Annotated in this window: 25 protein-coding genes and 1 other RNA gene; 12 read left to right on the top strand and 14 right to left on the bottom strand. The window is 39.0% G+C overall.

The window, feature by feature from the left end; all coding sequences use genetic code 11:
- Positions 1-12: 12 nt before the first annotated feature.
- The 7 genes from hscA to ACN19N_RS09580 form a co-directional block, all read right to left on the bottom strand.
- The gene (gene hscA, locus ACN19N_RS09610) at positions 13-1872 is read right to left on the bottom strand and encodes a Fe-S protein assembly chaperone HscA (RefSeq protein ID WP_420001213.1); all 1860 of its coding nucleotides are present in this window, start codon (positions 1870-1872) and stop codon (positions 13-15) included.
- A gap of 38 nt (positions 1873-1910) precedes the next feature.
- Complete coding sequence (gene hscB / locus ACN19N_RS09605) at positions 1911-2429, bottom strand: Fe-S protein assembly co-chaperone HscB (RefSeq protein ID WP_420001212.1); 519 nt, start codon at positions 2427-2429, stop codon at positions 1911-1913.
- Positions 2430-2512: 83 nt separating this feature from the next.
- Positions 2513-2833 carry an iron-sulfur cluster assembly protein IscA gene (gene iscA, locus ACN19N_RS09600; RefSeq protein WP_004661460.1) on the bottom strand — a complete coding sequence of 107 codons (321 nt, stop codon included), beginning with the start codon at positions 2831-2833 and terminating at the stop codon, positions 2513-2515.
- A 29-nt stretch (positions 2834-2862) separates the two neighbouring features.
- On the bottom strand, positions 2863-3249 hold the full coding sequence (iscU, locus tag ACN19N_RS09595) for a Fe-S cluster assembly scaffold IscU (protein WP_004639432.1): 387 nt from the start codon (positions 3247-3249) through the stop codon (positions 2863-2865).
- 91 nt (positions 3250-3340) lie between these two features.
- Positions 3341-4558 carry an IscS subfamily cysteine desulfurase gene (locus tag ACN19N_RS09590; RefSeq protein ID WP_005215456.1) on the bottom strand — a complete coding sequence of 406 codons (1218 nt, stop codon included), beginning with the start codon at positions 4556-4558 and terminating at the stop codon, positions 3341-3343.
- A gap of 1 nt (position 4559) precedes the next feature.
- Entirely contained in the window at positions 4560-5033 is a 474-nt protein-coding gene (locus ACN19N_RS09585; RefSeq protein ID WP_004661463.1) for an Rrf2 family transcriptional regulator, read from the bottom strand.
- Between the two features lie 108 nt (positions 5034-5141).
- On the bottom strand, positions 5142-5789 hold the full coding sequence (locus ACN19N_RS09580; protein ID WP_420001211.1) for a hypothetical protein: 648 nt from the start codon (positions 5787-5789) through the stop codon (positions 5142-5144).
- A gap of 210 nt (positions 5790-5999) precedes the next feature.
- Between ACN19N_RS09580 and ACN19N_RS09575 the strand changes: the two genes are divergently transcribed.
- The 3 genes from ACN19N_RS09575 (at position 6000) to ACN19N_RS09565 (ending at position 8894) form a co-directional block, all read left to right on the top strand.
- Positions 6000-6455 carry a phasin family protein gene (locus ACN19N_RS09575; protein ID WP_004661467.1) on the top strand — a complete coding sequence of 152 codons (456 nt, stop codon included), beginning with the start codon at positions 6000-6002 and terminating at the stop codon, positions 6453-6455.
- Between the two features lie 166 nt (positions 6456-6621).
- Positions 6622-6894 carry an HU family DNA-binding protein gene (locus ACN19N_RS09570; RefSeq protein WP_004661469.1) on the top strand — a complete coding sequence of 91 codons (273 nt, stop codon included), beginning with the start codon at positions 6622-6624 and terminating at the stop codon, positions 6892-6894.
- 128 nt (positions 6895-7022) lie between these two features.
- A complete protein-coding gene (locus ACN19N_RS09565) occupies positions 7023-8894 on the top strand; it encodes a SurA N-terminal domain-containing protein (RefSeq protein ID WP_420001210.1) in 1872 nt (623 codons plus the stop codon).
- A 68-nt stretch (positions 8895-8962) separates the two neighbouring features.
- On the opposite strand, the gene ACN19N_RS09560 is transcribed toward ACN19N_RS09565, so the two are convergent.
- Positions 8963-9826 carry a YbgF trimerization domain-containing protein gene (locus ACN19N_RS09560; protein WP_420001209.1) on the bottom strand — a complete coding sequence of 288 codons (864 nt, stop codon included), beginning with the start codon at positions 9824-9826 and terminating at the stop codon, positions 8963-8965.
- A gap of 319 nt (positions 9827-10145) precedes the next feature.
- Between ACN19N_RS09560 and ffs the strand changes: the two genes are divergently transcribed.
- An RNA gene (ffs, locus tag ACN19N_RS09555) (signal recognition particle sRNA small type) lies at positions 10146-10242 on the top strand.
- A gap of 10 nt (positions 10243-10252) precedes the next feature.
- Here the strand turns inward: ffs and ACN19N_RS09550 are convergent.
- The 4 genes from ACN19N_RS09550 to ACN19N_RS09535 form a co-directional block, all read right to left on the bottom strand.
- Entirely contained in the window at positions 10253-10735 is a 483-nt protein-coding gene (locus ACN19N_RS09550) for a regulatory protein RecX (protein WP_420001208.1), read from the bottom strand.
- A gap of 46 nt (positions 10736-10781) precedes the next feature.
- A complete protein-coding gene (gene recA / locus ACN19N_RS09545) occupies positions 10782-11828 on the bottom strand; it encodes a recombinase RecA (protein ID WP_004661473.1) in 1047 nt (348 codons plus the stop codon).
- Between the two features lie 158 nt (positions 11829-11986).
- Positions 11987-12415, bottom strand: coding sequence for an RNA-binding S4 domain-containing protein (locus ACN19N_RS09540; RefSeq protein ID WP_005215468.1), 429 nt, complete (start codon positions 12413-12415; stop codon positions 11987-11989).
- A complete protein-coding gene (locus ACN19N_RS09535) occupies positions 12399-13103 on the bottom strand; it encodes an HAD-IA family hydrolase (RefSeq protein WP_420001207.1) in 705 nt (234 codons plus the stop codon). The genes ACN19N_RS09540 and ACN19N_RS09535 overlap by 17 nt, the downstream gene beginning before the upstream one ends.
- 11 nt (positions 13104-13114) lie before the next feature.
- On the opposite strand from ACN19N_RS09535, the gene ACN19N_RS09530 reads away from it, so the two are divergent.
- On the top strand, positions 13115-13972 hold the full coding sequence (locus ACN19N_RS09530; protein ID WP_269230085.1) for a 3'(2'),5'-bisphosphate nucleotidase CysQ family protein: 858 nt from the start codon (positions 13115-13117) through the stop codon (positions 13970-13972).
- 51 nt (positions 13973-14023) lie between these two features.
- A complete protein-coding gene (locus ACN19N_RS09525) occupies positions 14024-14755 on the top strand; it encodes a histidine phosphatase family protein (RefSeq protein ID WP_420002373.1) in 732 nt (243 codons plus the stop codon).
- Positions 14756-14873: 118 nt separating this feature from the next.
- Here the strand turns inward: ACN19N_RS09525 and rpsT are convergent, their stop codons facing one another.
- Complete coding sequence (gene rpsT / locus ACN19N_RS09520; RefSeq protein ID WP_004639414.1) at positions 14874-15140, bottom strand: 30S ribosomal protein S20; 267 nt, start codon at positions 15138-15140, stop codon at positions 14874-14876.
- A gap of 212 nt (positions 15141-15352) precedes the next feature.
- Here rpsT and ACN19N_RS09515 point away from each other — a divergent pair, with 212 nt between their 5' ends.
- The 4 genes from ACN19N_RS09515 to ACN19N_RS09500 all read left to right on the top strand — a co-directional run bounded on the left by ACN19N_RS09515 (position 15353) and on the right by ACN19N_RS09500 (position 17816).
- Positions 15353-16018, top strand: a complete 666-nt coding sequence (locus ACN19N_RS09515; protein WP_420001206.1) for an NAD(P)H-binding protein — start codon at positions 15353-15355, stop codon at positions 16016-16018.
- Positions 16019-16031: 13 nt separating this feature from the next.
- Positions 16032-16544, top strand: a complete 513-nt coding sequence (rraA, locus tag ACN19N_RS09510) for a ribonuclease E activity regulator RraA (protein ID WP_420001205.1) — start codon at positions 16032-16034, stop codon at positions 16542-16544.
- An 11-nt stretch (positions 16545-16555) separates the two neighbouring features.
- Complete coding sequence (locus ACN19N_RS09505) at positions 16556-17341, top strand: glutathione S-transferase N-terminal domain-containing protein (protein WP_046739193.1); 786 nt, start codon at positions 16556-16558, stop codon at positions 17339-17341.
- 121 nt (positions 17342-17462) lie between these two features.
- Complete coding sequence (locus ACN19N_RS09500; protein ID WP_269230089.1) at positions 17463-17816, top strand: hypothetical protein; 354 nt, start codon at positions 17463-17465, stop codon at positions 17814-17816.
- An 82-nt stretch (positions 17817-17898) separates the two neighbouring features.
- Here ACN19N_RS09500 and ACN19N_RS09495 read toward each other — a convergent pair whose 3' ends face one another.
- Positions 17899-19425: an acetyl-CoA C-acetyltransferase gene (locus ACN19N_RS09495; RefSeq protein ID WP_269238131.1), complete on the bottom strand. Its 1527-nt coding sequence runs from the start codon at positions 19423-19425 to the stop codon at positions 17899-17901.
- 224 nt (positions 19426-19649) lie between these two features.
- Here ACN19N_RS09495 and ACN19N_RS09490 point away from each other — a divergent pair, with 224 nt between their 5' ends.
- Positions 19650-21041, top strand: a complete 1392-nt coding sequence (locus tag ACN19N_RS09490) for a 3-oxoacyl-ACP reductase (RefSeq protein WP_269230091.1) — start codon at positions 19650-19652, stop codon at positions 21039-21041.
- Between the two features lie 66 nt (positions 21042-21107).
- Positions 21108-21962 carry a MaoC family dehydratase gene (locus ACN19N_RS09485; RefSeq protein ID WP_004661494.1) on the top strand — a complete coding sequence of 285 codons (855 nt, stop codon included), beginning with the start codon at positions 21108-21110 and terminating at the stop codon, positions 21960-21962.
- Positions 21963-21983: the final 21 nt, after the last annotated feature.

Here is a 21983-nt window from a genome sequence, read left to right as displayed (position 1 = left end):
TCACCTATACCTTTAGTTTGAGTTTGACCAATCTTCAAGTTTTGTACCTTTTAAGGCATGGTCAATATGTCGATTCATACGAAGTGCCGCAAAGGCATCGCTGTGAATTTTAAGTTGTTGAACAGCATGTTCAATCGCTGCAAGCTCATCGGTTTTAAGGCGAGCTTTTAACGCTTCAGCAGCAAGAATTAGATCTCGTGCTTGTTGCTGAGAGAGTAAATCGGTATCTGCTTTTAACGCTTGTTCTAAAGCTTCCAACTCACGTTGTGCTTCCACTTTTGTTTCCTGCAGATGGCGCAATTGTTTGTCTTCTTCCGCATGTTGGAAACCTTCAACCAAGAGGCGTTCAGTATCCGCTGCAGATAGACCATAAGATGGTTTGATATCAATTTGCGCTTGAACACCAGAAATGGTTTCTTTCGCAGATACTGTCAGTAAGCCATCCGCATCAACTTGGAAGGTTACTTCAATACGTGCTTGACCCGCAGTCATTGGTGGGATGCCATGTAATACAAAACGACCCAATGAGCGACAATGCTCGACTAAATCACGTTCACCTTGTACCACATGAATCAACATCGCTGTTTGGCCGTCTTGATAAGTGGTGAATTCTTGACGGCGTGCTACAGGAATTGCGGTGTTTCGTGAAATCAAACGTTCAACCAATCCACCCATGGTTTCTAGACCAAGAGAAAGTGGCGTGACATCAAGTAATAATGAACCATCTTGACTGTTGCCAATGAGCTGGTTGGCGGTAATAGATGCGCCAATTGCAACGACTTCATCAGGATTGATCGTACAGAGTGGCTCACGTTCAAATAATTCGCGTACAGCTTTTTGTACGGCATATGAACGTGTTGAACCACCTACTAAAACCACATGTTCGATTTCATCGAGTTCAAGTTTAGCATCACGCAGTACACGTTTACATACACTCATGGTTTTATCGAGTGCAACTTGAATAATCGATTCAAAAGTTGAGCGATCTAAAGTGAGGCGATCATCCAGTAATTTTAATTCAGCAGATTCATGATCTGTTAAGTATTCTTTGGCTTGACGTGCTGCAACTACAAAAACAGCATATTCTTCATCGCTTAAAGTTTCGATATTAAGCTGTTTTTTTGCCCATTTTACGATTAAGCGGTCAAGGTCATCACCACCAAGCGCGGTATGTCCACCAGTCGCAAGAACTTCAAAAACACCTTGTGAGAAACGTAAAATAGAAACGTCAAATGTACCACCACCAAGGTCGTAAATCACGTAGTTACGATCGGTGCTCAAGTTGGTATCTTGGTCTAATCCATAGGCAACAGCTGCCGCAGTAGGTTCATTCAACAAACGTAAAACATTTAAACCTGCAAGTTGAGCAGCATCACGTGTCGCTTGGCGTTGTGCTTCATCAAAATATGCCGGAACAGTGATCACTGCGCCATTGATGGGGTTGTTGAGGCTTGCTTCGGCACGATCTTTTAACTGTTTTAAAATGTCAGCAGAAATTTCGACAGGCGTTTTGCGACCAGCAGCAGTTTCAAATGCTGGCATCTCATTTTCTGCACCAACAAGTGTATACGGATGCTGGAATTTGATATCTGCTTGTGAGCGACCCATAAAACGTTTTACTGAAACAACAGTATTTTTGGGGTCAGTCATCATAAATGGCTTGGCTTCATAACCAAACGTTGTTGAATCTTTTGCGTAATGAACAATCGACGGCAGTAATACACGATCTTTGTCATCTTGCAGAACTTTCGGTTTTCCCGATAGCACTGTCGCCACTAAAGAGTGGGTTGTCCCTAAGTCAATGCCGATCGCAATACGATGTTGATGCGGAGCAGTAGATTGACCTGGTTCAGCAATTTGCAAAAGTGCCATGCGTGAGGTATCCCTTGAAAATATTTGGTAACAGCGGATTAAAAATCATCATCGAGATCGAAGCTATCTTCTTCGTCCAACATACGATCTTCAGCTTTATCAATATCATTCATTACACGTTGAAAAAAACGTAGTTTACGAACGGTATCACGAGCCTCAGCCCAGTCCTCTTCAGCAAAATCGATTTTAAATTCACGAACTAAACCGTCAATCCATTGCTGAACTTCAACTTTTAAGTTGCTAAGTTGCTCGGTAGAGGTGGCCTCATCAAGCTGTTCACGCATTTCGAGTGCAGATTGTAAAAATTCAAAATCGCTAATGGACTGATCCAAGTGATGATCTTGTTTTTTTAAGCCAAGTAAATACGCCGCACGACTATCAACTTGTGAGAGCACTTTATACGCTTGATTGATTTCACTCGACTTGATCAATGCTTGATCTTTGTCAGTGGCTTTATCGGGATGATATTGCTGTTGCAAACTTAAAAATTGTTTCTTTAAAGCTGCTAAATCTATATCGAGTGCTTCTGGTAATTGGAACAACTCAAAATGATTCATGGGAGATGAATTCCGCTATTAATAAATACGTTAAAACAGTGCGGAACACACTGTTTTGACGAAAAGAAAGAGGGTGTTGCTAGTTAGACGGTAAATGATTCACCGCAACCACATTCACCTTTTTGGTTAGGGTTGTTAAATTCAAAGCCTTCATTCAAACCATTTTTCACATAATCCATCTCTAAACCATTGAGATAAACGAGGCTTTTAGGGTCAACAAAAACTTTAACACCGAGTTGTTCAAACACTTGATCATGTGTATCGATATCATCGACAAACTCAAGTACATAAGCCAACCCAGAACAACCCGAAGTTTTCACACCAATACGAATGCCTTCACCCTTACCGCGGTTTTGCAGGTAATTGCTGATGTGAGTCGCAGCATTTTCAGTTAAATGGATCATGAAAACTCCAATATTATTTCGGTCATCAATTAAGCTTTCGCTTTCTTACCACGATAGTCTTCAATCGCAGCTTTGATTGCATCTTCAGCCAATACAGAGCAGTGTACTTTTACTGGTGGAAGCGCAAGCTCGGTCGCAATATCAATGTTTTTGATTGCTTGAGCTTCATCAAGTGTTTTACCTTTTAGCCATTCAGTTACAAGAGAGCTTGATGCGATTGCAGAACCACAGCCGTAAGTTTTGAAGCGAGCTTCTTCAATTACGCCATTGTCATCGACTTGAATTTGTAAACGCATCACGTCGCCACATGCAGGTGCGCCGACCATACCTGTACCTACGTTTTCTGCATTTTTGTCTAATACACCAACATTACGAGGGTTTTCGTAATGATCAATTACCTTTTCGCTATAAGCCATGTCGCTTCTCCAAACCTCGGGGTCAGCCTAATATTAATATGAGGGTTAAAACACTGTTTTCAATGAAGAGTTCAATTCAAACTACAATGAATTAGTGTTCAGCCCATTCAACTGTTGAAAGGTCGATACCTTCTTTATACATATCCCAAAGCGGAGAAAGTTCACGTAATTTCTCAACAGCAGCTTTGGTAATTGTTAACACATGATCAATATCAGCTTCAGTTGTATATTTACCAAAACTGAAACGAATTGAACTATGTGCTAATTCATCAGATAAACCTAAAGCACGTAATACATATGAAGGCTCTAATGTTGCAGATGTACATGCTGAACCACTTGATACTGCAAGATCTTTTAACGCCATCATCAATGATTCACCTTCAACGAAGTTAAAGCTGACATTAAGATAGTTTGCAACGTTCTCAGTCGGATGACCATTCAAGAACACTTGCTCAAGGTCTTGGAAGCCATTCCAAAGTTTGTCACGTAGGTGGCGAAGGCGCTCTTGTTCTGCTTGCATGGTTTTACCAGCAATTTCAAAGGCTTCACCCATACCTACAATTTGATGAGTTGCTAAAGTACCAGAACGCATACCACGCTCATGACCACCACCATGCATTTGTGCTTTTAAGCGAACACGTGGGCTACGGCGGACAAATAGGGCACCAATTCCTTTAGGGCCATAAATTTTATGACCAGAGAAGCTCATTAAATCAATTTTCATAGTTGAAAGATCGATTTCAACTTTACCAGCGGCTTGTGCAGCATCAACGTGTAAGAATGTTTTATTCGCACGAGTTAACTCGCCAATAGCTGCTACGTCAGTAATCGTACCGATTTCATTATTCACCATCATCAGTGAAACAAGAATGGTATCTGGACGTAAAGCTGCTTTCACCATTTCAGGCGTAATTAAACCTGTGCGTGGTTCAGGTTCTAAATAAGTAATTTCAAAACCTTGTTCTTCTAGCTCACGGCAAGTATCTAACACAGCTTTGTGTTCGATTTTACTAGTAATGATGTGCTTGCCTTTTGAACCGTAAAACTGAGCAATACCTTTTAGTGCTAAATTGTCAGATTCAGTTGCACCAGAAGTCCAAACGATCTCACGTGGATCTGCTTTAACTAGGTTTGCAACTTGTTCACGTGCATATTCAGCTTTTTCTTCAGCTTGCCAACCATAGGCATGCGAGCGTGATGCAGGATTACCAAAAGTCCCTTCAAAGGTTAAACATTCCATCATACGTTCTGCAACTTCAGGAAGTACTGGTGTTGTTGCTGCATAATCAAGATAAATTGGACGTTTCATGTCAAATACCTGTAACCGATAGGAGGGCTGAATCTAAACTTGCTGAGTTTTGGCGAAGTGCAACAGTTTGAACATTGTCGCGTGCGATCAGGTCTGCAAGAGAGATTTTTGCAAGATAATCGGCAATATGGTGGGAGAGTTCTTGCCATAAGTCATGCGTTAAGCACATTGCACCATTTTGACAATTGCCTTTATGGTCACAACGTGTTGCATCGACGGTTTCATTTACAGCTTCGATGATTTCTAGCACGGTAATTTCAGTTGCATTTCGTGCAAGATGATATCCACCATTAGCACCACGAACACTCGAAACTAACCCATGTCGTTTAAGTTTTGCGAATAACTGTTCTAAATAGGCGACTGATATGGATTGACGTGCTGCTATTTCGGCAAGCGTGATCGTTTGTTCAGTTGGCTGCAAAGCTAAATCAAGTAGAGCAGTCACTGCGTAACGACCGCGAGTTGTAAGACGCATGATTCGGTACACATGGTTAGACTAGATGTCTAAATTTTATGAATTCCGACTAAAATAGTCAAGTTTTTTAATTGCCAAAATGCGTGTGAAAAGTGAAATATGTTGGAATTATTGTATCCACATATTATAAACGAAAAAGCCTATTAAAATAAAGCTGAATACAGCGAATGAAATATTAATCCAACGTTGGCGTTTTTGCAGTCGATGAATGCGGTTTTGATATTGTTTAACTTCAACCAATAATGAGTTGATCTCAGAGCGTTGCTGATCGATTTTATCAAGCAATGGCGCAATTCGTTGCTGAGACGCAATAGCTTCTGCATCACTATCAAATGCATTGAACCATTGTTTCCAATTTGCGAATATACTCGTGAGTGTGAGGTGAGGGATTAAATCCATCACATCTTCTTGAAGTCTTGCATCACCTAAAATACGCATATTGTAAATACTGCGCTGATTATTAAATACGAAAATTTTAATCAAATCGATGAGTGTGCTATTTATTTCTAGATCAACTTTTCGATCTAGTGCTTTCATGTCAAACAAAATTCCTTTTTCGGTAAATTGGATATAAAAGTCAAAAAAAGGAATATAGCTGTTGATTCGAATGGTAACTTTTTCATCGATAAGCTTTTTCGCTTGCAAGCGTAAAGTTGCATCATGCGTGAGAATGAATGAAAAAAAAGTTTCTAAAACAATGATGACAATGTTTAGCAACAAATGGGGGTGTTTATGTCTTTGTTGCGTATCACTCATAGGTCTCTTTATCCTTGCCAATCACACTATAAATTTCATAAAGCACGTAAATCTGAGTATCCATACTCAATTGTTAAAAATAATTTACATGACTTTATTGCTTTGTAGAACAGTTTTTTAAAACGATCAAGTCTTAACTTTGATATTATAAAAACATTTTTATGGTTAAATACGACATACTGTTTGTAAAGTGCTTGGGAGTAATGGTTAATGGACAACTCAAATGTAGAACACCCAACTGATGAGGCAGAGGTAAAAACTAAGCTAAAATCAAAGAGTTCTAAAAAATCTGCCCTTGATTTCAAAAAGTATACGCAACAGATTTGGCTGGCTGGATTAGGTGCTTTTTCACGCGCCGAAGAAGAGGGAAATAAATTATTTGACTCTTTAGTCAAGGTGGGTGAAGAGCTAGAATCCAAGACCGTAGATTTTGCTGATAACACTGTTGGAAAAGTGACTGAAAAAGCCAAAGAATCAGTGACGGATACTAAAGATAAAGTTGAAAAAATTTTAGACACAGGCGTGAATCATTCGTTGAATCGTATTGGTCTAGTCACTCCAAAAGATCTCCAGCATATCGAGCAACTTTTAGTTCAGCTACATATTAAAGTAGATGCATTGATTGAAGAAAATAATCAATTAAAGAGTAAATTGAATAAAAAGTAAAAAAATATAGGCACTCGTCTGTTTATGTGGTTTTTGAGTATTTATTTTTGCTAAAAAGCCTTTCTAGTATTGCGTTCTCCCCTAAAGCATTGCTATAAAGGCGGCATGGCCTTTTAAACTATAGCCTTGGATCTTAACAAACGATATTAAGAGGATATTTTTTATCATGAATAAATCAGAATTAATTGATGCGATTGCTGAAAAAGGGGGAGTATCTAAATCGGATGCTGGTAAGGCACTCGATGCAACGATTGCGTCAATCACTGAAGCACTTAAAAGCGGTGATACGGTTACTTTAGTTGGTTTTGGTACATTTAGCGTTAAAGAACGTGCTGCACGTACTGGTCGTAATCCTAAAACAGGTGAAGAGCTTCAAATTAAGGCAAGCAAAGTACCTAGTTTTAAACCAGGTAAGGGTTTAAAAGATTCAGTTGCGTAATCTTTTTAAATCAGAAAACGCACCATTTTGGGTGCGTTTTTTATTTATTGAATGAAATACTTTATTCAGCATTCATTCGCTTTGGTTTTTCAGTTAAAATTGCCCCGAAATAAAATATTGGAATACTTATGGAATCATTTCGTACAGTCATTAAGGGTTGGCTTGGCAAAGTCCTATTAGTTTTGTTTTTGACCCCTTTAGCGCTTGTAGGTATTGAAGGATATTTTAGCGGCAGTAATAAAGCAGACGTTGCGAAATCTGTTAACGGACAAGATATTTCTAATAAAGACTTGGAAAGTGCGACTAAAAATTATAAAGATCAATATTTATCAATGGTAAAGGGTGACGAGTCTCTTTTAAATCAGCCAGTTATTCAGCAAAAAGCTTTAGATGCTCTGATTGCACGCTCTTTATTGCAACAACAGGCTGAAAAGTTAGGTATTTCTTTGAGCGATACTCAGCTAGAGCAAATGTTGGCACAACAACCAAGTTTCCAAGAGAATGGACAGTTTTCTCAAAAGTTGTATGAAAACTATTTACGTTCAGTCGGAATGACTAACCAAGCTCTAATTGCTAGCTTGCGTCAAGATCATGCACTAAAAATGATTTCATCGACTTTGTTAGATTATGCATTGGTGAGTAAATCTGATTTACATCAGCTTGCGAGTTTGCAAACAGAACAGCGTACCTTGCATTTAGCAAGTATTAAGTTGGACGATTATAAAAAAGGTTTGACTGCGTCAACTCAAGAAATAACAGATTACTACAACAAGCATAAAAATGAATTTAAGCAAGTTGCGAGTGTTGATGTTGATTATGTGGTTTTAAGCCCAGCGTTATTGCCTCAAACTAATTTAAATATTACGGAGGCTGATTTACAACAGGCTTATAAGGCTTTTGTTGAAAAGCAGCAGAAAGATGCGAAACGTGAAGTTAAACATATTTTAATTACAACTGATGCACGTGATGCGGCAGCAGCTCAAAAAATTGCGAATGATGTTTATGCCAAGATTCAGGGTGGAATGTCATTTGCTCAAGCGGCTGCACAATTCTCTGAAGATCCAACTTCAAAAGCGCAGGGTGGTTTAGTTGATGCTTATGTACCAGGTATTTTCTCAGCTGACTTTGATAATGCTGTTAATGCCTTAAAGAATGGTGAAGTTTCTAAGCCTGTTAAAACACAATATGGCTACCATATCATTGAAGCAAATGCACCAGTTGCAAATATTCCTTCTTTTGAGACTGAGAAAGCTCGCTTAACAGCTGAAGTACAGAAGGCAAAAACTGCAAATTTATTTAGCGATACTGTAAATAGCTTAAATGAAATGGTTGTGGGCAATGACTCTTTAGAAGCAGTTGCTCAAGAAGTGAAGGGTGCTCGTGTTGAATCTTTAAATGGGGTGACTTTAACCACTCAAAACCCTTATTTGAGCGATTTAAATGTTAAAGCAAAACTGTTTAATGATGATGTGAAAAACGGTGATCGTAATGCATCTTCTAATATTCAGTTAGCGAATGGTGATACGATTTGGATTAAAGTTCGTAATTACCATGCAGCGGGCGTTAAACCATTAGATCAAGCGACTGCTGAAGTAAAAGCAAAAGTCATTGAAGCAAAGGCGTATAAAGCTGCTCAAGCAAAAATTGCAAAGATTTTAGCTGATTTTAAAGCGTTACCTGCTGCACAAGTTGTTGCAGAATCACAAGTCATTTTTGAAGATGCAGGCACATTTACACGTTCTCAAGGTTTAAAGCGTGCAATTGAGCGTGCTGCTTTCAGTATTCCAGCGCCAACTAAAGAAGGTATGTGGTCTGCTACGACAGCAAAATTACCTAATGAGTTGGTTATCGTTGCAGTTTCAAACGTGAATACTAATGCTGCAAATGAGTTACCGCCAGAGCAAATTACTGAGTTAACTAAGTTGTATCAGCAGTTCCGTGGACAGCAGCTACTAGAAGACTATACTGATTATTTAAAATCAAAGGCGAAGATCAAATAAGTTTGGTCTAAGCTTTAAAATTTAAAAAGCCAGTTCTTATGAACTGGCTTTTTTGTGCATTATAAGCATTATTTTTTCTGAATAAATTTAGCTTCTTCGGATTGTGGATATTGGTTAAGCAACTTCGTTCTATACTGGTTGGCAAGAGCAGTGTTTTTATCGACTTCTTTTGCAATGCTATAAAGTTGATAAACCGCTCGAGAAGCTTTTGCTGAATTAGGATAGCGTGTTACTACGATATTATAGTTTTGTTTGGCTGCTTTATAGTCAACAGGTTCAACCGCTAAATAAAACTCAGCCAGCCAAAAGTAAGCATTTCCAACATAAATTCCATTTGGGTGGTTCTTAATGAAATTTTGCATTGGTTGAATGGCTTTTTTTGCCCCACCTTGTTTGTAGGCATCTAGTGCAACCGTATATGCTGCTTTTTCTAGCTCAATTTGGTTGTTGGTATTGCTCGTGGTAGCAGTATTTAACTTCGGTTGTACGACAGGTGTCTGAGGCACTGAGTCCTGTTTTACAGAACTAGGAGCTGTTGATGTGGGTGCAGATGTTGGAGCTGAGTTTGTTTCTGTTTTTACTGTATCAGTTGTCGTACTATTTTCTGGTTCTGTATTTTCTTCTGGTGGATCAATTTTTTGAGAGAGTAATTCTAAACGTTGATCTAAATCTGTATAGCGATTTGCTAGTTCTTTTTTCAGTTGCTCAATTGAATTGTCATGCTCTTCTAATTGACCACGTAATTTGCGTACTTCTTCTTCTAGTTTTTGGTTCTTTTGAATGAGATCCCAATTTAGGTTTGAGCCAGTATTAGACATATTTGTATTATCTGCAATCGTCTGGCTGAGTGCACGAGATTCAATGGGAACATTTGCATATAAATGTGCGCTAGCGAGTAAGGCAGTAAAAAGTACGGAATACTTTTTTAGCATAAAAATTCATCCATAAAGTTAAAAAGCCGTGAGCGAACAAGTCCTCATGTTTACTTGTAGCACACTAGATCTATGTTTTTGATTTAGTCATTAAAGCAGCAACTCATTTAAATGCAATAAGCATTTACAATCTTCAAGCATTTTTCGAATAAAGAAATTATCTATTGTTTAATGTTTATACACTTTTAAATTAAATAGATAATATAGAGATGGATTCTGCTGATGAAATAAGCAATTGAATCAAAAAGTCACTTAAAAACAGATACAAGTCTTGCAACTCAGGCAAAAATCTCTATACTTTGTCAGGCAATGGTAGCCCTGCTGGTAGCTTCGCAATTGTACTCTATGAACCCCGCCAGGACCGGAAGGTAGCAACGGTAATAGATCTATGATGTGCCGAAGTAATGCTAGTAGGGCTGCCACCATTTATTCTTCATCGCTCGTTCGAGCAATTGCTTTCATAATTATTCCCATATCAAATCCTCGGTATTGTAAGAATCTAATTTGTCTTGCTTTTAGTTTTGGATCTGTCTCTACATCTATCCCAAATTTCTTTATTTTGAGTTGATAAGCTTGATCTAGCCAATCAACCTCTGAAAGTTCTTCTGTAATAAGTTCTGTATCGAGTTGTTTTGCTTTTAAAGCCTGTTTAATTCTTTGTAATCCTTTACCTTTTCTAAGTTGACTGGCCAATGTAAGTTCTGCAACACGTTGGTCGCTTTGGTAATTTTGTTGTGCTAACTCATCAACTAGATTTGCGACTTCTTCTGGATTGATCGCATATTGATTTAATTTTGCTTTGAGATCTGCTTTGGAATAATCCCGACGTGTAAGAAGGGCGAATGCATAAGAGCGTAATCTTGCACCTGTCAGTGTTTTAGGCTTTTCTATTTTTTCAGAATTAAACAAGTTTTATATCCTCTTGAAAGAAAAACGCCCCGAAGGGCGTTTCAGCTTAGCTTTCTAAAAAATCTGGTTCTTCTTCATCTTCAGTTTGAGCTGCTTCTTTGTTGTTTTTAGTAAGAAGTTGTTCACGAATGACCTTTTCGATTTCTTGAGCCATTGCTGGATTTTCCTCAAAATGTCGAATCACGTTATTTTTACCTTGGCCAATTTTATTGCCTTGATAAGAATACCAAGCACCCGCTTTTTGTACGATGTCTTGTTGAACAGCAAGATCAACCAATTCGCCTAACTGATTAGTGCCTTTGCCATACATGATTTGGAACACAGCTTCTTTGAACGGAGGCGCCATTTTGTTTTTCACAACTTTAACACGCGTTTCGTTACCTGTGATCTCGTCACCTTCTTTCACTTGACCAATACGACGGATGTCTAAGCGTACAGAAGCGTAGAATTTAAGTGCATTACCACCTGTAGTGGTTTCTGGGCTACCAAACATCACACCAATCTTCATACGGATTTGGTTAATGAAGATCACCATACAGTTAGAGCGTTTCGCATTACCTGTAATTTTACGCAGAGCTTGACTCATTAAGCGTGCTTGTAAGCCCATGTGTGAGTCACCCATTTCGCCTTCAATTTCGGCTTTAGGGGTTAATGCTGCTACAGAGTCGACAACGATTAAATCGATTGCACCAGAACGCACCAACATATCGGCGATTTCGAGCGCTTGCTCACCGTGGTCAGGTTGTGAAACCAATAGATTATCAATATCTACGCCAAGCTTACGTGCATATTCTGGATCTAATGCATGTTCTGCATCGATAAAGGCACAGGTACCGCCATTTTTTTGACATTGAGCAATCGCTTGTAATGTCATGGTAGTTTTACCTGAAGATTCAGGACCGTAAATTTCGATAATACGACCTTTAGGTAATCCGCCAATCCCTAATGCGATATCGAGAGTTAAAGAACCTGTAGAAACCGCTTCAACAGCTTGTACAGTATTATCACCTAAGCGCATCACGGTATTTTTACCAAACTGCTTTTCAATTTGGCTTAAGGCTGCTTGTAACGCCTTGCTTTTATTATCATCCATCTCAAAACCTCAAAACTTTATTTCTTAACGACTAACCCAAGTGGATGTACTGAATCTCAACTTGTTGGGACTTGAGTATAGTGGCAGATTCTAGTTGTATATTCCACATCTGATCTGTGTCAGTACGACACAAGATGACGCATCCAAATTAGAAAATTTTATTCATCATGATATGACCATGATTGTACATTTTCTTGTTTAAAACGATTGATATCACGACGATCTTTTTTACTTGGTCGGTGATCAGGTCGGGCTAGATTATGCAATTTTCGCTGTGATGCATGCAACTCTCTGCGTTCAATACTTTCAGGCGTTTCTTCATAAAGAAGTTGAGCCATGGGGGCACCACCTCGAACAGCCGATAGCGCTTTCACAACAACGGTCTTTTTCTCAAAACCTTGCTGGATGGTGAGTTCCATTCCAATACGGACGTCTCTAGAAACTTTAACGCGGTCATTGTTGTGATGGACTTTACCACCTTCAATTGCGGCTTTGGCAATAGAGCGTGTTTTAAAAAAACGCGCAGCCCAAAGCCATTTATCAATGCGCATGGCATCCATGCTGTCTGATTCATGCTGTTTTGGCATCTGTTACCTGTAAGTTGGTGTCAAGATAATCAAAGAGATTGGTTAAATGATCGAGTGATGGGTACGCTATTTCCGTGGCGAGTCGAGCGGGTTTAGCACTAGATGGTTGTAAAATGCTAAACAGTTGAGTAATACCAAAACGCTCAGCGCCTTGGAGTACCGCAACCGTATCATCAATAAATATTGCTTGAGCTGGATCAAATGGATGTATTTGTTGTAACTTTTGCCAAAAAGCGACTTCTTCTTTGGCATGCCCAAGCTCTTCGCTACTGATCATGACTTCAAAATAAGGGCTAAGTTCGACATTTTCAAGCTTCAGTTTTAAGCCTGCTCGATCGGCATTGGTCAGTAACCAACAGCGATAGCCTTGAGCTTTGAGTTGTTCTAATAATTCATGACAACCTTTACGTGCGCGAATTTTTTCACGGTGTTCATATTGTAGTTGTAAAACATCTACGCCAACTTTAGCAGTCCAATACGCCGAAGAATACCAAGATAGTGTATGCTTATGTTGTTGGTAAAATTGGAATAGTGTTTGTTTACTTTGCTCTAAACTGCATTGATGTGTTTGGGCATGACGTTCAGGTAAACAATGGTTCCAAATGAAATCATCGAAGGCTAAATCGAGTAATGTGCCATCCATGTCGAACATGGCGATAGGCTGCTGCTGTAAATCTAAATATGACATAAGGCTGATCTATGTTTATTAAAACGCTTGCCCCACAAGATCAATTTATTCTGAAACTTGTGCCAATCATGGCGCAGGCAAGTCAAATATTATTGGAAGAATATCAAAATTATTGTGCGGGTGGTGAGTTTAATATTCAGGAAAAAAGTGATGATTCGCCTGTGACTCAGGCAGATTTGAAAGTAAATCGTTTTTTATTAAAGCAGTTAGCGGAAATTACGCCAGAGTTACCAGTGTTGTCAGAGGAGAGTGATTATTCTGCTCGATCTGCTTGGTCACGTTGCTGGATGCTCGATCCTTTGGATGGTACGAAAGAGTTTATTCATGAGCGTGATGAATTTACGATTAATTTAAGCTTGATCGAGGGTAATGAAACGACTTTTGCAATTATTGCCGTACCCTGTGAACAGGTCATGTATATTGGTTATCAGTCACAGTTACCTTATAAGTATAGTTTTAGCCGTCAAGAATGGTTTCAATACAAGATCGAAGAACATGATTTGGCAGCACCACTTCAAATTGGTTTAAGCCATAGCAGTAAAAACCCCAAATATAAAAACTTTATCGAACCAATTTTGCGAGATCGTGCTGTAGAAAGACGTGAGGCAGGGAGTGCCTATAAGTTCTGCATGATGTTAGAGGGTGAAATTGATATTTACCCAAGATTTCATCCAACTTCAGAGTGGGATACGAGTTCAGGACAAGCTTTACTTGAAAGTATTGGTGGTGGATTGATGACTCTGGATGGAAAACCATTTCAATATAATCAGCGTGAGACTGTTTTGAATGGTGGTTTTATCGCATTTAGAGATCAATATTGCAAAAAAATTGCTTACGAGGCGTTGGCGCATTCGGGCATTTTAGATTGAGTCTTCTAGCGTGCGTGGTATAGTGAGCTAAATTTAAGCTTGTATGTGAATATGGCCCTGCATTTATTGCCCAAAAGCATGTTTGAAGCAATTGATTTACTGCCAGATGCTTCAACACCTGTCACTTTGTTTACTCGTCACTCTTTACGTGAGTTGGTGAATGGGCAGGGTTTTGCTGGCTATGACTTGCAATTAACGGAGCAAGGTCGAGATTTGGCTTATGCATGGGGTCAATATCTTATTAAAAATACGGATCGAGCAATTCAGCATTGTATCTCTAGTCCAATTCAGCGTTGTGTTGATACGGCTGCATTAATGATTCAAGGTGCAGATGGGATTCATGAGGCAATAAATACGCATACAATTGAAATTGTTGAGCAGCGATTGTTGGTAGAACCCGGAAGCTTTGTGCTGGATATTCAGCAAGCAGCCCCTTACTTTCGTAAACAAGGTGCATTAGGGTTTATTAATAGTTTTGTGAACAATGCTTTGCCTGGTATGAAACATCCTATAACAGGCGTTTTTGATGTTTTGGAGCTGTTATATCACACCCATCCGACGCAACATCAAGGTTTAAGCTTGGCTGTTAGTCACGACACCATTATTGCTGCGATCGTTGCAGTGATTTCAGGTCAAACACAAATTGATAAGTCGGATTGGCCTGAGATGATGGAGGGCTTATTTGTGTGGTTTGAAGGTGAGGATTTTAGCAATAGTAAGCTAAAATGGATTTGGCGTGGTCAAAAGCATGAACTGGTCATTAAGGATTTTCAGAATAAATAAGATTTTGGAAAAGTATGATTTAATTGTGCAATTTAAAATTAAGAAACTACTAACGTTGCATTACTAAGTTGAAGACAATAAAAAAGCCCGAAAATCGGGCTTTTTTACATGCATCAAATTAGTTAGCTAAAGCTTTAATTTGAGCGTTTAAGCGGCTCTTGTGACGAGCAGCTTTATTTTTGTGGATGATGCCCTTATCAGCCATACGGTCGATTACAGGTACAGCTGTTTTATAAGCTTCTGAAGCAACAGCATAGTCACCAGCAGCGATCGCATTTACAGTACGTTTGATGTAAGTACGAACCATAGAACGCAAGCTTGCGTTGTGTTTACGTGCTTTAACGTTTTGACGAGCACGTTTTTTAGCTTGAGCAGAGTTTGCCACTCGTGCACTCCTTGAAAATAAGTTGGTCTGGGCGGGCTGAAGTTAAAACCAAAAAATCTTGGCAACATTCACCAGCCCGTAAACAAGTGCCATATTTTGAGGAAACTAAGCCCCGAAGTCAAGCCTTGTGATACTTTTAAGTACATTTAACAGGTGATAATCTTGCAAGAAAACGTTACATTAGGCTTAGTTATGAGTCGGAATAAATAAAAATGAGAATAGGTGACAAAAAGGCAATTGTTATTGGTGCTACCGGGCTAGTGGGTGAAGCGCTAGTGGCTGAATTAGAACAGTCAAATGATTTTAGTTCTGTAACTGTTGTAGTAAGGAAAAATTCAGATAAATTAAAATCTTATAGCAAAGTAAGCCAGCTTATTCTAGAAGATTTTTTGCTTTTGAATGATGAAGATGTAAGTACTTATACTTATGCATTTAGTTGCTTAGGTAGCACGATTAAACAAGCTGGATCGAAACAAGCATTTTACGCAATTGACTATGAAATTAACGCTCATTTTGCTGATTTAATCCAAGATAAAAATATTCATTTATTAGTGGTCAGTGCTTTAGGAGCGAATGCTAATTCACCAGTTTTCTATAATAAAGTTAAAGGCGAGTTAGAAAACTACTTAAAAAGCTTGTCGATGTATAAGCTCTCAATTTTTCAACCGTCACTCTTAATTGGTAAGCGTAGTGAAGTACGAGTTTTAGAAGATGTGGCACAAACGCTATTTAAATTGGTCGAAAAAACTTGGACCAAGCCGTTTAAATATAAGCCTGTAACCGCAGAACAATTGGCGCATACTATGCTAAATGCAGCTCAAACTCAGACAGCAGCATTTAAGCTGTACGATAATTTGATGATACAACAAACCCAATAATGGAGATTTTTCAGTGACTACGATTCCTTTTGTAACTTGCGACTTGTTAGATGATAATCCTGAGAAAGATTTACAGGTCGTAACACCATCTTTAGACGGTAAGTTTTTTAAGAGTTATGGTGCACGCAAGAGCTTTGGTGGGCAGGTTGTAACAGTTAAGTGTTTTGAAGATAACTCACGCGTAAAAGAGCTTTTAGCAATAGATGGTGCAGGAAAAGTCTTGGTTGTTGATGGTGGTGCTTCGATGCGCTGTGCTTTGATGGGCGATTTGATTGCTGAATCAGCTGTGAAGAATCATTGGAATGGTGTTGTGATTTACGGTTGTGTGCGTGATGTTGATGCAATTGCCGAACTTGATTTAGGTGTGCATGCATTGGCTGCAATTCCACAAAAAAGTAATCGTAAGGGCATAGGTGAAGTTGATATTACATTGTATTTTGGTGGTGTGACGATCAATTCTGGCGATTATATCTATGCCGATAATAATGGCATCGTAATCGCGAAAGAAAAACTAGTTGACTGCTAAAGGATAGCAATATGCTCAAAATGGCGAATCATCAATTTAAGGTTTTACAATCTGTTGTTGCAACTTTAATTGAAGGCGGAAGAGGTGTGATGGGAACACCACAACCGAATCAGCCTTCGAAACCGTTAAAACTTTATGAGTTTGAAGGTTCACCCTTTTGTCGCCGTGTCCGTGAAGTGATTACCATGCTGAACCTAGATGTGGAAATTTATCCATGTCCTAAAGGTGGTCAAAAATATCGCCAAATCGTCAAGGAAAAAGGTGGTAAGAAACAGTTTCCTTTTTTGATTGATGAAAACACGGGTGATCAGTTATACGAGTCACAACAGATTATCCACCATCTATTCAAGCACTACGGTAAAACAGGGCAAACGCCGAAAAAATTCAGCCACTATCCAAAGCTTCCTTATGTTTCTGCTTTAGCTTCACTTGCAAATGCAGCACGTGGTGTATGGATTAACAAGAAAATTGTTAATCGAGCAGCACCAGAGCAATTACTTGAGTTGTGGAGTTTTGAAGGAAGTCCCTATACACGATTGGTTCGTGAAGTTCTGACTGAGTTGGAAATTCCCTATATTTTGCATAATGTTGCGAAAGAACGTTGGCAAGATATTGGACCAGCAATTTTGCGTTTAAAACCTGGTCAATATATTCCATTACCGAATGGGAAGCGTGAAAAGGTTGTTGAAGTGATGGGACGAGATATTCAAGTTCCGTATTTGGTTGATCCGAACACAGGTGTGAAAATGTTTGAGTCAGCTAAAATTGTTGAGTACCTCAAGAAGCAGTACGGATAATAGAATAAATTGTAAAAAAGCATCTTTTAGAAGATGCTTTTTTTATCAGCGCCGTAGCTTGTTGCTTCTCTGATGTATTTAGCTGTTTAATACAATCGAAATATAGTGATGTGATTTATAAATGTTAAGCCAACTGACCAATCTATTCAAAAGCACCAAAGAGACACCTGAGCAGTTATTTTTAAAAGAACATGCTTTATCATTTGATGTAGAGAAAGGTGCGATTCTGCATGGTGTGGTGCTGAATGAGTTGGGCTTTCGTTTGGAATATTTCTCAAACCGAAAATTAGATCGATTTGATGATCTAGAGAAGCTGTTTAGGATTGCACCACAAATTAATGAAAAGATTGATTTGGAATTGCATTCACAACGTTTTGTTGAGCGGTTGGGCAACACTGAAGAAAATCTTAAAGAACTCAAACAAGCGATTAAAGTTTTAAATGATTATTATGTGAAGTTTCAAAGACCAAGATAAGTATAAATATTTTTATGAGTTTTAATATCTAAATAAAAAAGCTGAATCATTTGATTCAGCTTTTTAGTATGCAAGCTAACGATTATTTTTCAATAATTGCTGTTACACCTTGACCGCCAGCAGCACAGATCGAAACTAAGATACGACCTGAACCTTTTTGGTTTAAGATTTTCGCAGCAGTCGCGATGATGCGACCACCAGTTGCAGCGAATGGGTGACCCGCAGCTAAAGAAGAACCTTTAACGTTTAATTTGCTACGATCAATAGAACCTAAAGGTGCATCTAAGCCTAAACGCTCTTTACAGAATTTCTCATCTTCCCAAGCTTTCAACGTAGAAAGAACTTGTGATGCAAACGCTTCGTGGATTTCGTAGTAGTCGAAATCTTGAAGTTTAAGGCCAGCACGCTCAAGCATACGTGGAACTGCATAAGCAGGCGCCATCAATAAGCCTTCTTTTTTACCAACGAAATCAACTGCAGCTGTTTCAGAGAAAGTTAAGTAAGCTAGAACTTCGTGACCATTTGCTTTAGCCCATTCTTCAGAAGCTAAAAGTACACATGAAGCACCATCAGTAAGTGGAGTAGAGTTACCCGCTGTCATTGTTGCAGCTTCGCCTTTACCAAATACTGGTTTTAATTTTGCTAATTTCTCAGCAGTAGAGTCAGCACGTAAGTTGTTGTCACGGCTTAAACCTAAGAACGGCGTGATTAAGTCATCGAAGAAACCTTCTTCGTATGCTTTCGCCATTTTTTGGTGAGAAGAAGCAGCTAAAGCGTCTTGATCTTCACGAGCAATACCCCACTCAAGAGCAGTAATTGCTTGGTGATCACCCATAGATAAACCAGTACGTGGTTCACCATTTTTAGGCGCATCCATAAGATCTTTAACGTTGATTTTAGATAAAGCTTTTAAACGATCTTTACCAGTTTTAGCAATGTTAAGTTCAAGCAATGCTTTGCGTAAACCATCACCGAAAGCGATTGGAGCGTCAGATGTAGTATCAACACCACCAGCGATACCTACTTCGATTTGGCCTAAAGCAATTTTGTTTGCAACTTGGAATGCAGCTTGTAAACCAGTACCACAAGCTTGTTGAAGATCGCAAGCTGGAGTTTCAGGAGCAAGTTGAGTATTTAACACACACTCACGTGTCATGTTAAAGTCACGGCTGTGTTTTAATACTGCACCAGCAACCACTTCACCTAAACGTTGACCTTGTAGGTTGAAACGCTCAACCAAACCGTTTAATGCAGCTGTAAACATGTCGATGTTAGAAGCTGTAAAATAAGCGCCGTTAGAACGTGCGAAAGGAATACGGTTACCGCCAATAATGGCAACACGGCGAACAGTGTTTTGGCTCATGATTTTATCCTGTTGAACAGAAGGTTTGGTTGTTTTAGCTGGTGCTACTTTTGTAGATGTAGAAGAAGCAGTGCTTTTTGTACTACGACTGTTAGAACGAGGACGAGTCGTTTTAGTTGTCGTACTTGCTGCTTTAGGAGTTGCGTCAGAACTTTTACTTGGAGTAGAAGTTGCTTTTGATGTATTTGACACAGTCTCTTGAGCAGAATTCTCGACTGCTGGATTTTCTTGAGTTGTTTTGCTCATAAGGCTTTTCCAAGCATAATTGCGATATTCTTGCTATAACCATAGCATATTTCCAATACTGCTGTATTGACTAGAATGACGCTTTAGACCACATTCAGGTCAAGACATCCAGACATGAAGTCAAGTATGATTTATTGTGAGTCAATCAAACATTGGTTTCATGTTATTTTGCTGACATGGTTTAGATGTTTGTAAAAAATTCATTTGTATGAGAGATAATAATCATGACCGATCAATACCAAGCATTTACACAATCACCTTTGGGTAAATTTGTTGTAAAAAATTTAGGTTTACCATCGCCAGTTAGCTTAGATCGTTTTGAAAGTGCCCAACCTGTTGTAAATGGTGCCGTATTGCTTGGCGCAGCACCTTCAAGCACTATTTCTGCTTCTATTGCACAAGTTCTTAGCAATATCCATGCAGATAGTTATGTCGGCAATAATGTTGAATTACAACAAACGGCTGCAAAAGTAGGTTTAAATCTTCGTCCTTTAAATGCGGATGATAAAGAGTCTAAATTTAAAGCAGTGGTGTTTGATGCATCTGGTATCCAAGATTCAGAACAATTAAAAGCGTTGTATAACTTTTTTAATCCAATCGCTCGCCAAATTTCAAGTTCAGGTCGTGTGATTGTCATTGGTACAACACCTGAAACAGCAAAGACTGTAAAACAAGCAATTGCACAACGTGCGCTTGAAGGTTTTGTGAAGTCTGCTGGTAAAGAATTCAAAAAAGGTATTACTGCTCAAGTGGTTTATGTAGACCAAGGTGCAGAAGCAAACTTGGAATCAACGCTACGTTTCTTAATTTCACCACGTTCAGCTTATGTTTCTGGTCAAGTGATCCGTATTTCTAAAGCAGAAACAGTGAAATTAGATTGGGCTAAGCCACTTGCGGGTAAAACTGCACTCGTAACAGGTGCAAGCCGTGGTATCGGTGAAGCAATTGCACAAGTATTGGCACGTGACGGCGCACATGTGATTTGCTTAGATGTTCCTCAACAACAAGCTGATCTTGAGCGTGTTGCGGGTTCAATTGGTGGTTCAGTATTGGCAATCGATATTACTGCTGCTGACGCTGGCGAGAAAATCAAAACTGCTGCTGCTAAACAAGGCGGTTTGGATGTCATCGTACACAATGCTGGTATTACTCGTGACAAAACTTTGGCAAACATGAAGCCAGAGCTTTGGGATCTAGTCATCAACATTAACTTGTCTGCAATTGAACGTGTTAACGATTACTTACTTTCTAATGATGGTTTAAATGCAAATGGTCGTATCGTTTGTGTATCATCAATCAGTGGTATTGCGGGTAACTTGGGTCAAACCAACTATGCAGTGTCTAAAGCAGGCGTAATTGGTTTGGTTAAATTTACTGCACCAACATTGAAGAATGGTATTACGATCAACGCGGTTGCACCAGGCTTCATTGAAACTCAAATGACTGCCGCGATTCCATTTGCGATTCGTGAAGCAGGTCGCCGTATGAACTCAATGAACCAAGGTGGTTTACCTGTAGATGTTGCTGAAGCAATTGCTTGGTATGCTTCTACTGGTTCAACAGGTGTGACAGGCAACGTTGTTCGCGTATGCGGTCAAAGCTTGTTGGGCGCTTAAGCGTTAAAAGTTTTGAAGAGGGGTGCTTGTGCATCCCTTTTTTATAAAAATATAGAAAGGTTCATTATGAATACACGCCATTTTAGTCAATTACCAAAGCCTTACTTAGCTTATCCGAAAGTTATTCAAGGTTTAATTTTTAAAAAGCCAAAAGGCGAAAAAGTATTACCACAAGTTGAATATGTGGTAGATACACTTAACATTGATGCAAAACATTTAGAAAGCTATAACGAAATTTGTGGTTTTAAAAATGATGGTTTTGTTCCTGCAATTTATCTAGCTGTGTTGTCTCAAAGCTTGCAAATGCACATGATGACCAGCGAAGCATTTCCATTCGCAATTTTAGGTTTGGTACATATTCGTAACCAAATCAAACAAACACGTAAAATCGCTGTAAATGAGCAAATTACCTTGTCATGTAAATTTGGCGAACTTCAGCCACATGATAAAGGCTTACAATTCGATTTCATTACAACTGCCAAAGTGGGCGGTGAAGTGGTGATGGAAAGTTTAACGACTTATTTATCACGTCAAAAAACTGAGAAAAAAGCTTCTGAAAAATCGAAAGAATCTAAAGAGCCTGCATATCAGCCAAAAGCAGAATGGAATATTTCTGAGAATACTGGTCGCCGTTACGCCTTGATTTCAGGTGATTTTAACTTGATTCATATTCATGCTGTCACAGCTAAAGCCTTTGGTTTTAAACAAGCGATTGCACATGGCATGTGGAGTAAGGCGAAAGCGTTAGCAAGCATTGAGTTACCTGCGGCTTATGAAGCAGATGTTTGGTTTAAATTGCCAATGTATTTACCATCAACTGTTGAGTTTTTAACAGCTGCTGAATCAAAACAAACTGATTTCTTGATTCGTAACGTTAAATCTAAAAAGCCGCATGTTGCGGGAACAGTAAAAGCACTTTAATACTGAATAGTATTATTGAGT

This window comes from Acinetobacter sp. LF10 (assembly GCF_048585715.1).
GTDB lineage: Bacteria > Pseudomonadota > Gammaproteobacteria > Pseudomonadales > Moraxellaceae > Acinetobacter.
The sequence above is the reverse complement of the archived record's forward strand: the minus strand, read 5'-3'. Positions and strand labels throughout refer to the sequence as shown.